Annotated in this window: 14 protein-coding genes and 1 other RNA gene; 8 read left to right on the top strand and 7 right to left on the bottom strand. The window is 44.4% G+C overall.

The window, feature by feature from the left end:
- Positions 1-62 precede the first annotated feature (62 nt).
- On the top strand, positions 63-1,886 hold the full coding sequence (edd, locus tag B2W60_RS13855) for a phosphogluconate dehydratase (protein ID WP_292359056.1): 1,824 nt from the start codon (positions 63-65) through the stop codon (positions 1,884-1,886).
- Between the two features lie 32 nt (positions 1,887-1,918).
- Complete coding sequence (locus tag B2W60_RS13850; RefSeq protein WP_014707368.1) at positions 1,919-2,551, top strand: bifunctional 4-hydroxy-2-oxoglutarate aldolase/2-dehydro-3-deoxy-phosphogluconate aldolase; 633 nt, start codon at positions 1,919-1,921, stop codon at positions 2,549-2,551.
- 77 nt (positions 2,552-2,628) lie between these two features.
- On the opposite strand, the gene B2W60_RS13845 is transcribed toward B2W60_RS13850, so the two are convergent.
- From B2W60_RS13845 to B2W60_RS13830, 4 genes are all read right to left on the bottom strand, one after another.
- Complete coding sequence (locus B2W60_RS13845) at positions 2,629-3,372, bottom strand: DNA-binding domain-containing protein (protein ID WP_292359058.1); 744 nt, start codon at positions 3,370-3,372, stop codon at positions 2,629-2,631.
- Positions 3,356-4,204: a DUF692 domain-containing protein gene (locus tag B2W60_RS13840; RefSeq protein WP_292359060.1), complete on the bottom strand. Its 849-nt coding sequence runs from the start codon at positions 4,202-4,204 to the stop codon at positions 3,356-3,358. The genes B2W60_RS13845 and B2W60_RS13840 overlap by 17 nt, the downstream gene beginning before the upstream one ends.
- Positions 4,205-4,287: 83 nt before the next feature.
- Positions 4,288-5,031, bottom strand: coding sequence for a hypothetical protein (locus B2W60_RS13835; protein ID WP_292359062.1), 744 nt, complete (start codon positions 5,029-5,031; stop codon positions 4,288-4,290).
- 32 nt (positions 5,032-5,063) lie between these two features.
- Entirely contained in the window at positions 5,064-5,423 is a 360-nt protein-coding gene (locus tag B2W60_RS13830; RefSeq protein ID WP_292359064.1) for a rhodanese-like domain-containing protein, read from the bottom strand.
- A 202-nt stretch (positions 5,424-5,625) separates the two neighbouring features.
- Between B2W60_RS13830 and B2W60_RS13825 the strand changes: the two genes are divergently transcribed.
- Positions 5,626-6,606 carry an ABC transporter permease gene (locus B2W60_RS13825; RefSeq protein ID WP_292359286.1) on the top strand — a complete coding sequence of 327 codons (981 nt, stop codon included), beginning with the start codon at positions 5,626-5,628 and terminating at the stop codon, positions 6,604-6,606.
- A complete protein-coding gene (locus tag B2W60_RS13820) occupies positions 6,599-7,402 on the top strand; it encodes a ferritin-like domain-containing protein (protein WP_292359066.1) in 804 nt (267 codons plus the stop codon). The genes B2W60_RS13825 and B2W60_RS13820 overlap by 8 nt, the downstream gene beginning before the upstream one ends.
- Here B2W60_RS13820 and B2W60_RS13815 read toward each other — a convergent pair.
- The 3 genes from B2W60_RS13815 to B2W60_RS13805 are packed head-to-tail and all read right to left on the bottom strand — an operon-like array spanning position 7,399 to position 9,561.
- On the bottom strand, positions 7,399-7,725 hold the full coding sequence (locus tag B2W60_RS13815) for an RnfH family protein (protein WP_292359067.1): 327 nt from the start codon (positions 7,723-7,725) through the stop codon (positions 7,399-7,401). The genes B2W60_RS13820 and B2W60_RS13815 overlap by 4 nt on opposite strands.
- Complete coding sequence (locus B2W60_RS13810) at positions 7,712-8,152, bottom strand: type II toxin-antitoxin system RatA family toxin (protein ID WP_292359068.1); 441 nt, start codon at positions 8,150-8,152, stop codon at positions 7,712-7,714. The genes B2W60_RS13815 and B2W60_RS13810 overlap by 14 nt, the downstream gene beginning before the upstream one ends.
- Positions 8,153-8,184: 32 nt before the next feature.
- Entirely contained in the window at positions 8,185-9,561 is a 1,377-nt protein-coding gene (locus B2W60_RS13805; RefSeq protein ID WP_292359070.1) for a sodium-dependent transporter, read from the bottom strand.
- A 92-nt stretch (positions 9,562-9,653) separates the two neighbouring features.
- Between B2W60_RS13805 and smpB the strand changes: the two genes are divergently transcribed.
- The 4 genes from smpB to B2W60_RS13785 all read left to right on the top strand — a co-directional run bounded on the left by smpB (position 9,654) and on the right by B2W60_RS13785 (position 13,595).
- Positions 9,654-10,130, top strand: coding sequence for an SsrA-binding protein SmpB (gene smpB, locus B2W60_RS13800; RefSeq protein ID WP_292359288.1), 477 nt, complete (start codon positions 9,654-9,656; stop codon positions 10,128-10,130).
- A gap of 64 nt (positions 10,131-10,194) precedes the next feature.
- Positions 10,195-10,532: a transfer-messenger RNA gene (ssrA, locus tag B2W60_RS13795) on the top strand.
- A 400-nt stretch (positions 10,533-10,932) separates the two neighbouring features.
- Complete coding sequence (locus B2W60_RS13790) at positions 10,933-11,370, top strand: LAGLIDADG family homing endonuclease (RefSeq protein ID WP_292359072.1); 438 nt, start codon at positions 10,933-10,935, stop codon at positions 11,368-11,370.
- A gap of 359 nt (positions 11,371-11,729) precedes the next feature.
- Positions 11,730-13,595 carry a 3'-5' exonuclease gene (locus B2W60_RS13785; protein WP_292359074.1) on the top strand — a complete coding sequence of 622 codons (1,866 nt, stop codon included), beginning with the start codon at positions 11,730-11,732 and terminating at the stop codon, positions 13,593-13,595.
- The last annotated feature ends 38 nt before the right edge of the window (positions 13,596-13,633 follow it).

Below are 13,633 nucleotides of genomic sequence, written 5' to 3'. Positions count from 1 at the left end.
ACCACGCAGCCTCGAATCCCGCTACTTCGACATTACAAGTAAACGAAAGAGAGACTCATTTTATGGTTCATCCGGTTTTAGACTCGCTCACTAACGAAGTGATCGAACGAAGTAAAAAAACACGTACGGCCTATCTTGCCCGTGTTGACGAAGCTGCAGGTCAAGGACCTCATCGTCTGACATTAGGCTGCGGCAATCTGGCGCATGGCTTTGCTGCCTGCGCTGCCACAGAAAAAAGTGATTTGGCAGGCAACAAAAAAGCCAATATCGGCATTATTTCTGCTTATAACGATATGCTCTCAGCGCATCAACCTTACAAAGACTTTCCACCGCTAATTAAAGAAGCTGCCCATGAAGCCGGTGGTGTTGCACAATTTGCCGGTGGTGTTCCGGCCATGTGTGACGGTATTACTCAGGGCTACCCGGGTATGGATCTGTCATTGTTCAGCCGTGATGTTATTGCGATGTCCACTGCAGTTGGCCTTAGCCACAATATGTTTGACGCGGCAATGATGCTGGGTGTCTGCGATAAGATCGTACCGGGCTTATTGATTGGTGCTTTGAGCTTTGGTCATTTACCGACGATTTTTGTACCGGCTGGTCCGATGCCAAGCGGTTTGCCGAATAAAGAAAAAGTTCGCATTCGTCAGCTGTTTGCTGAAGGCAAAGTCGGTCGTGAAGAACTGCTTAAAGCAGAATCAGAGTCTTATCACAGCCCAGGTACCTGTACTTTCTATGGTACAGCGAACAGTAACCAGATGATGGTTGAAATCATGGGGCTGCATTTACCCGGCGGAACGTTTATCAATCCCAATACGCCGCTACGGGATGAACTGACCAAAGAAGCAGCACGTCAGGTACTGAAATTTACTGCGCTGGGTGATGATTATCGTCCAATCGGTCATATGATTGATGAAAAAGCGATTCTGAATGCCATTATCGGGCTACTGGCCACCGGTGGCTCAACCAATCACACCATGCACATTGTGGCTATTGCCCGTGCCGCCGGTATTCTGATCAACTGGGACGACTTCGATCGTCTGTCGCATATCATTCCTTTATTAAGCCGTGTCTATCCAAATGGCAGCGCTGATGTAAATCACTTCCAGGCTGCTGGTGGTATGGGCGTGTTGATTCAGGAGTTGTTATCCCAGGGCTTATTACACGAAGATATTATTACTGTCGGTAATGAAAAAGGCCTGAAGCAATACAGTCAGGAGCCAAAAATAATCGATGGCAAATTGATTTGGCAGGAAGGTCCGAAAGAATCATTGGATAAAGACGTTATTGGCACCGTTGAGCAGCCTTTTGCCAAATCCGGTGGTGTACATCTTATTCAAGGTAATCTTGGACGTGGCGTATCCAAAGTATCAGCCGTCGATATCGAACATCGTGTTGTAGAAGCTCCGGCATTGGTATTTGACGATCAGGATGATGCGGTTGCAGCCTTCAAGAATGGTGAACTGGAGAGAGATGTTATTGTGGTTTTACGCTTCCAGGGACCAAAGTCCAATGGCATGCCGGAGCTGCATAAACTCAGTTCACCGCTTGGTGTCTTGCAGGATCGTGGCTTCAAAGTCGCTTTGGTTACTGATGGTCGGATGTCCGGCGCTTCCGGTAAAGTCCCATCCGCGATTCAAATGTGTCCTGAGTCGGCTGATGGTGGCCCACTGACCCGAATCAAAGACGGCGATATTATTCATCTCGATACTGAAAATGGCATTATGAATGTGTTGGTGGATGAAGCAGAGTTTAATTCCCGCTTATCCTGCATGATGGCCAATACTGAACATCATTACGGTAGCGGCCGTGAATTGTTCGACAGCTTCCGTGCCGGTGTTTCTTCAGCTGAAGAAGGCGCCATTAATATGTTCAACGTTGAATAATCTATCCAACAGAATTAGGGATATCTTTTTTTATGAGCAAAACGATTCACGAAATTATGCAAGTTTCACCGATTGTCCCGGTGATGGTTATCAACAATGTTGAACATGCGGTGCCGTTAGCCAATGCGTTGGTGAAAGGTGGTCTGAAAGTACTCGAAATTACCCTGCGTACTGATGCAGCACTGGAATCCATTCGTCGTATTAAAGCGGAAGTGCCTGATGCGATTGTCGGTGCCGGTACTATTATCAATATTGAAACCTTAAATGCCGCGATTGATGCCGGTGCGGAATTTATTGTCAGTCCGGGCACAACAGATACGCTGATCGAAGCCGCTTTAAAAACGGGCGTGCCATTATTACCGGGTGTTGCTAATCCAAGTGAAGCCATGCGTTTATTGGAACGTGGTATCACGGCGATGAAATTTTTCCCGGCCGAAGCTGCTGGTGGTGTCCCAATGTTGAAATCAATTGGTGCGCCGATTCCACAAATCCTGTTTTGCCCAACCGGTGGTGTCAGCCAGAAAAACGTTAAAAACTATTACAGCTTGCCAAATGTCGGCTGTGTAGGTGGTTCATGGATGTGTGCTGCGAATCTGGTTGAAGCAGAAAACTGGGATGAAATTACCCGTTTGGCTGCGGAAGCGATTGAGCTTGCTACCAACTAGACACTGAACTTGTTTCATTGACAAAAAAAACCGGGCTTGTCCCGGTTTTTTTTGTGTTCAAATTTACATTGATTTTGTTAAATGACAATCCCGCGTTCCAGCCAGTCCTCAATCAACTGTTTTGCCCCTTGTAAAACAGTTTCGGGCTGAGGATGCTGCAATACGTCAGCAATGGCTTCAGCAGCTTGCTGGCCAGTCTGACCACTATCAAGTAGATCAAGTAACCGTGCACTGACGGGGTTAAGCTCAATAAATTTCACTTGATCATCTGCATTTCGATATAACAGCAGAAAAAACGGCATCTCAGCTGGTTTGTCCGGCAGATTTTCCGGCGCGATTTGATGCACAGGATAATCGTAGGCAAATGTCCAGCTAAGGGGAGAACGCTGCAGAGAAAGTTGCAGCGCATTTTCCTGATCATTGAGCTCGCGTTTTGCAAAATCCGGACTGGCAATACTCAACGCCAGTTCAGCCCATTCATAATGAGCCAGTTCTGCGATAAATGGCATGGTTTGATATTGCTGAGGATGCGCTTCCAGATAACTGACAAACTCACGCGCAATATCATTAAATAGTGGTGATTTGCAGCGATGCTGACGAATAAAATCAGCTGCCAGGTTGTGCCAAGCCGTAACTCCAAGGATTTGTTTTAAGACCGGACAGGCACTGCTTAGAAAACTTTCGATATTGTTATAAATCAGACGTCGATAGATTGCCATCCGTCGAGATTCAACATCGGCCGGTTCGGCAACCGACTCCGGATTCCGAATGTGGGCGGTAAATTGTTGCTGAGTTACTTTGAAATCAGGCGCTTGCGACATGATCAGACTGATATTGTGATTGCATGTTGCGAATGTGAGCGACTTCGTCAAATAAGGTGCTGAGCGAAGGAATATTAAAATCGCGTTCCAGCAGGGTGGGGATAACACCATGTTGCTGATAAGTATGATCCAGTAATTGCCAGACCGGATCGATCACATCCGCGCCGTGGGTATCAATGATCAAATCTTCCGCTTCATTGTAATGCCCGGCAATATGCAGATAGGCGATACGGTCAGTGTTAATGGCTTCGATATACGCTCTGGCATCATAACTATGATTAATGCTGTTCACATAGACGTTATTCACATCCAGCAACAGCTCACAATCCGCTTGTTCAAGAATCGCATTGATAAATTCAATTTCGTCGATCTGCCGCCCCGGTGCGGCATAATATGAAACATTCTCGATAACCAGTCGGCGCTGCAGAATATCCTGCACCCGGCTGATCCGGTCAGCAACATGCTTCACTGCCTCCTCAGTAAACGGTATTGGCATTAAATCATACAGATGACCATCATCACTGCAGTAGCTCAAATGCTCGCTGTAGAGACGAACCTGATGTTGATCGAGAAATTGTCTGATACGTTTTACAAACGCTTCATCCAATGGCGCAGGGCTACCAAGGGATAACGATAGTCCATGGCATAACATTGGAAAGCGTTCACTGAAGGCACGCAGTTTTTTGCCCAGTCGTCCACCCATTTCCATCCAGTTTTCCGGTGCGACTTCAATAAAGTCGATAGGCGGGTGATTCAGCTGCATGATTTCGTCGACAAAGCTTCGCCTTAACCCCAGACCAGCCCCATCAACGGCGTAACCTTGTGTTCTCATGCTGTTACTCTTTTTAGATTGCGATAATAAACAGACGTTTTAAAACGCAATTTGTTACAGAAAAACATCGATCAAACTCAAGGTTATTCCGGAATCTCGAACATCGATCTATCCACCCCGACATTACCCGTTTTAGCATCGTATAAATACACAACGGCTTTGTAATGACCTGGTTCAGTAATCCTGGTTTTGCCGCTGAACATGCCAGTTGGGCCAGTAAAATCCAGTGTAACTTCATCTATGTTTTCATCATCACGCATGATGATAGCCTTCGCTTCATAATTATCGGCTTGCCATAGTCCGTCTTTGGTAATTGGACAGCCACATAACAAAGAGGCTTTGGTATAAATATCCACTTGGCCGTCTTCCAGTACCCGAGTCCAGGCATCCACAATAAAGCCGGTCATAGTAATAACAATGCCATCACCTAAAATATCCTTACCGGGAACCACCCAACTGGTGACGCTGGCTTCCTGATAGGCTTGTTGATAACCATAAGGACCTATCAGTTTGAAACGTAATAATCTTGGTGCATCAATCTTCACATTGGCTAAAAAGCCAGCTGTTTTATCATTTGTCAGTGGTTCGCCGCGTTTTATCGGGTTTTCCATTAACACTGCGGTATCGCCTGTACCACCATTTATCCATCCCTGATCGAGAATTTCAGCCGTTTCGGCATCTTCTACAATGACTCGAATACCACCAACACTGGTGCCAATAAATTTCGAATCCACGGCTTTAGCACGAACCATGATCTGCGTATCAGCTGCAATGGCTGACAAGCTGACCATCATTAAAGTGATAATTACCCAAAAGCGTGTGTACATGTTTTCCCCCTCCAAACAATATTCTCTAATTTCTATTCATCATCATACGATGCGGCACTCCAGGCATCATAACCTCCAATCATTGAGTACACATTGGTATAACCAAGCTGTTGCAATGTTGCGGTTGCCAATGCACTCCGTCCACCAGACTTGCAATATACGATGATGGGACGCGTTTTGTCCTGAAAGTCAGGGTGGCTGGCAATTGAAAACTCCAGCATACCGCGTGGAATATGTCTGGCATCAGCAATATGGCCCATCGCAAATTCATCCGGTTCCCGAACATCCAGTGCAATACTGTCATCGTCCAGCATTTGTTGCGACTGAGAAACGCTGATTTGTTGTATAGCAGCTTTAGCTGCCTGAACGAGATCCATTGCTGTTTTTGCCATGCCACTCTCCTAAATTGCTTAACGGTGTGACCATAGTAATCATTAATAGTTGTCAAAGAAACCAATTGCTTCATAACCCAGTTGAGGGTTGCGCTGTTACAATGTTTTTCCTTTAATTTGTAACCTGACTGAACCAACATCTGTCAAAGCCATAATCCGTTATGACCTAATCCAGAATGTTTTATCAGTGTCTGAGGCAATTATGCTGGCCTATATTATCCGTCGTATTTTGTATGCTTTTCCCATTTTACTGGGCGTTAATGCACTGACATTTGCGTTGTTTTTTATGGTCAATACACCCGACGATATGGCACGAATGCAGTTGGGGGAACGCTATATTACCGAGCAGGCCATTACTACCTGGAAACAGGAGCGCGGCTATGATCGGGATCTGCTATGGAATGACTCGGCTGAGGGTATTGAAAAATTCACGGATACCATCTTCTTTGATAAATCATTGGCTTTGTTCAGCTTTCAGTTTGGTCAGGCTGATGATGGACGTGATATCGGGCAGGATATCAAAACACGCATGTGGCCAAGCCTAGCGATTGCTATTCCGGTATTTATTGTCGGCTTGCTGGTGAATATCACTTTCGCGCTGATGATGGTGTTCTTTCGTGCCACTTATGTGGATTTGGGTGGGGTAGTGCTGTGTGTGGTGCTTATGTCGATTTCCAGTCTGTTTTATATCATCGCCGGGCAATTCTTAATTGGTAAAGTTATGCAACTGGTGCCAATATCCGGTTTTGGTGAAGGGCTTAATACCCTCAAGTTTCTGCTGTTACCTGTCGCCATTGGCATTATTTCCGGTATAGGTTCGGGGTCACGCTGGTATCGCACACTGTTCCTTGAGGAAATCTCCAAGGATTATGTACGAACCGCCAGAGCCAAAGGCTTGTCGGAAATTCGTGTGTTATTTCAGCATGTACTGAAAAACGCGATGATCCCGATTTTAACCGGCGCTGTGGTGGTGATACCGACCTTGTTTATGGGCAGCCTGATCCTGGAATCTTTCTTCGGCATACCGGGGCTTGGCAGCTATACGATTGATGCCATTCATGCCCAGGATTTTGCCATTGTGAGAGCCATGGTTTTTCTAGGTTCAGTCTTGTATATCTTAGGGCTACTTTTGACCGATATTTCTTACACCTTTGTTGATCCAAGAGTACGAATGGATGGCTGATTCAAAAATTGATTTACGTGCACGGGCTTTGGAATGCCTGTTAATTTGTGATGCAACGGAAAAAGCTCGTCAAACCAGACAATTGGCTGAAGATTGTCGTCAGCACGAATATATTATTCATCATACCTCTCTGGATGTTCCTGCTATTCCAGGCAGACCTGAAACACCGCAACTGGTTTCGCCACGTGCTTTACCGCGGCGACGTAATAATCAGCAAACCGGCCACACCACGCTGATTCATGCCATTTGTCATATCGAGTTTAATGCGATCAATCTGGGGCTGGATGCCATCGCCCGCTTTAAGGATATGCCGGAGGATTATTATCGAGACTGGTTGCAGGTTGCGGATGAAGAGGCCAAGCACTTTTCCATGTTGTCAGCACATTTACAACAGGCCGGGTATGCCTATGGTGATTTTCCAGCCCACGATGGCTTATGGGAAATGGCACAGAAAACACATCATGACCCGTTAACTCGTATGGCTTTGGTACCCCGGGTTCTGGAAGCACGGGGGCTGGATGTGACGCCAGGTATGATGAACAAACTGCGCGCCAGTGGCGATCTGGCTGCGGTGGAAATTCTCGAAGTGATTTTGCGAGAAGAAATAGGGCATGTAGCGATAGGCACCCGTTGGTTTAATTATCTCTGTGAACAACGTGATTTAGAACCGACATCAACTTTCACGACATTATTAAAAACTTATTTTAATGGTGAGATACGCGGGCCATTTCATATTGAAGCCCGCAAACAGGCGGGCTTTAGTGATGCTGAATTGGAATGGTTAGAGCAGAATTAATCATTGGCAGCTTCAGCGGCTTTGTTTTTCTTTTGCATTTCAGCTTTTTGACGGCGTGATTCTTTCGGGTCGGCAATCAAGGGTCGATAAATTTCTATTCGATCTTTGTTACTGAGCTTGGCATCCAGCTTGCAGATTTTGCCAAAAATACCGACTTTATCGCTATCCATATTTATTTGTGGATAACGTTCCAGAATCCCAGACCGTTTAATAGCCTGTTCGACCGAAGTATTATCCGGTACTTCAAGCGACAAAATCACTTGCTCATCGGGCAGTGCATAAGCCACTTCGACGGTAATCAATTCAGCGTTAGCGTGTTCCATAAATTTCCCTGGCGCGTACACAAAAAGCTTCGACCAATGAACCGGATATCTGTGTAAATACCGGGCCCAAAGCCAGATCCAATAGACGGGTGGAAAATTCAAAATCCATATCCAGCTGCACACGGCAACCTTCATTATCCCCAATCGGGCTGAACTGCCAGAATCCTTCTAAATGACGAAAAGGACCATCAATCAGCTCAATACGAATGGACTCACCATGTTGCAGGGTATTGCGGGTAGAAAACTCATGGTGAATACCCCCTTTAGCTATATCCAGCGTGGCACAAATCACTTTATCGTTTTTACTAATAATTTTACTGCCACGACACCAGGGCAGAAAACTCGGATAAGCCTCTACATCGTTGACCAGATCAAACATCTGATCCGGCGTATACATTACCAGCGAACTGCGCGTAATAGTCGTCATTTAGTGTTTCTGTTGACCTCTAATGAAAATAATCAAAAGATGAAATCCAATACACCTGTCAAACTCACGAACACGATAAAAATCGCTATTGGCGTAACATAGCGAACCAAAAAGCGCCATTCGTGATAAATCAGGTTGGATTTAATCCCCAGCTCTTCCTGAGTACTGCGTTGCGACATGATCCATCCGGCAAAGATAGCAATCAGCATCCCGCCCAAAGGCAACATAATATTGGCAGTCAGATAATCCAGCAACTCAAATGCGGTCATATCCAGCCAGATCCAGTCTTTTAATACGTTGAAAGAGAACAGACTCAACAGTCCGAGTAACCATACCAATATACCCACCCAAATGCAGGCGTTAAGCCGTTTTATCTCAAAGTTTTCCACTAACCAGGTGACCACTGGCTCGACTAATGCAATTGCTGAACTCAACGCAGCAAAAACCAGTAATAAAAAAAACAAAGCACCAAAATATGCGCCGTTATCCATATGTCCAAAAGCAATGGGTAACGTTTCAAAGATTAAACTTGGCCCGGCACCGGGAGACATTTCATTGGCAAACACCAGTGGAAAAATGGCCAATCCAGCCAGAATGGCCACGGCTGTATCCATAAAAGAAATCGCCAGTGAGACTTTAAAAATAGAGGTTTTTTTCGGCAGGTAAGAGCCATAGACCATAATGGCTCCCATTCCGAGACTCAACGTAAAAAACGCATGTCCCATTGCAGTTAATATGCCTTCAGTTGTAAGTCTGGAAAAATCCGGTTTGAAAAGAAAGTTTACAGCCTGATCAAAATAAACCCCCGTTTGATAAGCGTATCCTACTAAGACCAACAAAATCAGAAATAAAGCAGGCATCAAAAACCGTACTGATTTTTCCAGGCCGCGTTGTACACCACGACTGACAATCAGCATAGTCAGCATCATAAAAATGGTATGCCAGGCCAACAGTTTTTCCGGATCCTTAACCAGTGCCAGGTGCAGATTGCGCGCCCCATCGGGTGTGACACCCTCAAAAACGCCAAATAATAAACGGGGAACATAAGCTATTGCCTGACCGGCAATCACACTGTAATAGGAAAGGATTAAAAAGCCAGCTAATACACCGCCAAAACCAAGATATTTCCAGAGGGGAGAGGCTTTTTCTTCTTCGGCCAGACTGGCCAGACTGTTAAATGGATTTTGTCGACCCCGTCGACCAATGAGAATTTCCGCCATCATAATCGGAACACCGATGGCAAAAATACAGGCAAGATAAACCAGAACAAATGCACCGCCGCCATATTCACCGGCGATATAAGGAAATTTCCAGATATTTCCCAGGCCAACCGCTGCGCCGGTAGCTGCAAGAATAAAGGCCCAGCGTGATGTCCACTCTCCGTGAATTGATTTTAACGGTCTATCCATATCACACTCATAAGAGATAAATAGTCTCGATTCTGGGCGAAATTACAAAAATGCTCAAGCCAAGTAGCAATATGCACATGTATAATGCCGCGATGGCCACAAAGAATAAACCTCAACAAAACGACAATACTATCGCTCGTAACCGGAAAGCGCGTCATGAATTTTTTATTGAAGAAAAATTCGAGGCGGGTTTGGTGCTCGAAGGATGGGAAGTCAAAAGCTTACGTGAAGGCAAAGCACAGCTCAGTGACAGCTATGTGCTGATTCGACATGGCGAAGCCTGGTTAGCGAATGCCTTAATCACCGCATTAAAAACGGCTTCGACTCATGTTGTTCCAGAACCGCAACGCGATCGAAAACTGCTGCTCAATCGTAATGAGTTAAATAAGCTGATTGGCGCAGTTGAGCGAAAAGGTTACACCTTGATTCCGCTGAATATGTACTGGAAACGTGGCAAAGCCAAGATCGAGATCGCTTTGGCGAAAGGTAAGCAAATGCACGACAAACGCGCCACCATGAAAGAACGTGACTGGCAGCGTGATAAAGAAAGACTGTTTAAAAATATTTAAAGAGATCGTCACGGAACTTTAAAATCCGTATAATGACTAACGTACAACAAACCTTTGGGGGCGACCTGGCTTCGACGTGGGTTACGAAACCTAAGGTGCATGCCGAGTACTCCAGTTCTTCTCGTAAAAAAGATTGGAAAAATATAGTTGCTAACGATAACAACTACGCACTAGCTGCTTAATAACCAGTGAATGCCGTCCGACCAGATCCGTGCTTGTGCGTCTGGTATCGGGCGTCGACTCTCACAAGATCGTCTTGACGTATGCTTGGTACTGATAGACTAAAACCTAACAAGATCGCTTCTAGTTTTCCCTGTTCATCGGGTAGCTTGAAGTTAAATTAATAGATGAAATAAGCATGTAGAGCTGAAGGCAGAGGATTCGCGGACGCGGGTTCGATTAGTAAAATGGTCGCCATGGGGAGTGATCCCCATTGGAAAAAGAGAGCTCATACGGTGGACGCTAAGGAACAGGGGTTCTATGCCAACGCCGTCCGGTCAATGGGAAACCAGTAAGCCGGCTAGAGACTCATAGGTTCCTAAAGAGAGTTATCTCAATGGAATACTAGGGTGGGTAGAAGATAAAACCGATACTCACAAACGCTCTCCATCTGATAGCGATATCAGATGAAGGAATAGTCCAGGCCTGAATGAAAATTCAGGAGTCACTGTCCCGCCGCCTCCACCATATAGTCAAAACAACCACCTTCGGGTGGTTTTTTTGTTTCTGGGCTCTGAGCTTGAATTAAAGGGATTTAACTCATTATTATGCAAAGCATGTTAATCAGTTTGGAGAACCAAGGATGGCTATCTATAAAACGACTAAACAACTTACCCCACCGATCGCTGCCTACATTGCTGGACTGATTGATGGTGAAGGTACCATCACATTATGTCGAAAACATAAAAACGAAAATCGGCAATTAGCTGTAAGCATCAGTAGCACAGAAAAATATCTTTTAGAGTATGTGCTTGAAGTGGTGGGGGCAGGGAAAATCACTACAAAGAAAACGGTAAAAACGCATCATTCCCCGAGCTTCACTTATGCCATTTACAATCGGCAAGCACTTAGTTTGCTTGAGCAAATATCTCCGTATTTACAAACGTATAAAAAATACCGTAGCCGACTGATACTCAAAGACTATCTGCGACTGACTCCTCGCAATGGAAAATACAATGAAGATCTCAGAGCAGCCAAACAAGATTTTGAATTTCAGCTGTTAAATATTCTGCCTAGATAGACATCATTTTCATTAATACGAAACAATTGATTAAGGGATATTGGCTGATTGGATTTCCCAAACTAAAGTCGGACAATCAAGAACGACTTTTAAACGGAAAGATATTTAGTAAACCTATACATCTGCACTACTCAAAACCTATTTTTGCGAACTCAACCCATAGATTCTCAACAATAGTGGTTTATACTCCGTAAAAAGATGAAGTTAAGAATGTTTTTTAAAATTTAATTTAACTAATAATTGAATAAAAACATTCTTCCTCATTTTGGTTTGTTAATTGATAGTCAACCAAAACTGTATTGTTTAAGATTAATACAGTTAAAAATGGACCGGAATGAACCGGATAGAAGGATTTTGCATTGGCAGAGATTATCCCCAGTCTAAGTCGAGAAGTTTTATCCAGAATGACATCTGGTGAAAAGCGGCTTGCTACACGTCTGCGAAACTTTCTAGAGGATGACTATCTTTGCTGGTATGACATTCCAATAGGAAAAAAGCGGCGCTATCCCGATTTTATAATTTTGCACCCAAGCCGAGGCTTATTGTTTCTCGAAGTAAAAGACTGGAAAGCTTCAAGCATAAAAAAGATCAGCAAGGAAACAGTAGAGTTACTAACGATTAATGGCTTGAAAACCGTCCCAAATCCCTTCGTGCAAGTCCGCCAGTATGCCTACCAAGGAATTCGTCTATTAGAAGCGGATAAAGAATTAAGGCAGCAAGGCTCAAAGTATGACGGCAATTTAGTCACGCCATATGCCCATGGCGTTGTGTTTACCAATATCACTCGTAATCAAATAGAAGCAGCTATTCCAACTGAATACAGAGAAAAGCTACTACCTGATCATTTGATGATTTACAAAGACGAAATGACAGAGTCAGTCGATCCAGAAGAATTCCAAAAAAGACTTTGGGATATGTTTCCCTATCAGTTTCAAACCAAACTCACCTTGCCTCAAATTGATCGAATCCGGTGGCATTTATTTCCTGAAGTACGCATTTCTCAACCTAGCCAGGAAAATTTATTTGGCAGTCCTTCTAATCAACCTGATACACCTGAGGACCTGTCGACGCTGAGTGAACAGATTCCAGACATCATCCGCATTATGGATATTCAACAAGAGCAATTAGCTCGAAGCTTGGGAGAGGGGCACCGGGTTATCCATGGGGTAGCAGGCTCGGGTAAAACCTTGATACTCGGCTATCGTGCTGAATTACTAGCTAAATTGACCAACAAACCTATTCTTGTACTGTGTTTCAATATTACGCTTGCAGCAAAACTGCGAAGCTTTATGGTGAGCAAAGGCATTTCCGACAAAGTGAATGTCCATCATTTCCATGATTGGTGCAGCCAGCAGTTAAAAACCTATCATGTAGATGTTCTACCGGGAGATGAGCCCTATTGGGAACGACAAGTCATTTCGGTTATCAATGGCGTTACTAAGGATGATATTCCTCGCGCACAATATAGCGCAGTGATGATTGATGAAGGCCATGATTTTGAGTCAGATTGGCTAAAACTTGTTGTTCAGATGATTGATCCCGAAACCAATTCGTTACTCTTACTCTATGACGATGCTCAATCAATTTATAAGAAAAAATCAGCTTTGAGCTTTAGTTTAGCCAGCACTGGGATTCAAGCCCAAGGCCGAAGTACAATTTTAAAATTAAATTATCGAAACACCCGAGAAATACTGGCGTTTGCTTACGATTTTGCCAAAGAATATTTCGGTGCAAGCCACGATGATGTTGACATTCCTTTGATCCAGCCAGAAGCCGCTGGCATACACGGTGAAAGACCCACTGTGCATTTTCTCAAACAATGGCAAGACGAAATCAGCGATACCATAACTTGTATAAAAAAATGGCATCAGCGGGGAGGAGAGTGGCGAGATATGGCTATTTTATTCGCTGCTAAGTATCAGGGGAAAATAATTGCTGATTCGTTACATCAACACGGAATTCCCTATTCCTGGTTAGGCTCAAAAGATACTAAACAGGCTTATAATCCGACAAAAGACAGTGTCTCTGTCATGAGCATTCATAGTAGTAAAGGATTAGAATTTCCTGCCGTAGTAATCGTTGGCATAAGCCAATTGAAGCACGAAGATATCAATGCTGATGCCCGCTTACTCTATGTGGGCATGACCCGTGCCCAGAAACATCTGCACATGACCGTTTCTCAAAAAAATCTTTTAACAGAACGAATTCTCAAAATAGCGAGTTAGTGAGCGTGAAAAACTATCTCATTGTGTTGTGTCATATA

Source organism: Methylophaga sp. UBA2496 (genome assembly GCF_002341635.1).
GTDB lineage: Bacteria > Pseudomonadota > Gammaproteobacteria > Nitrosococcales > Methylophagaceae > Methylophaga.
Note: the sequence above shows the minus strand (reverse complement) of the source record. Positions and strands in the feature narration are given on the sequence as shown.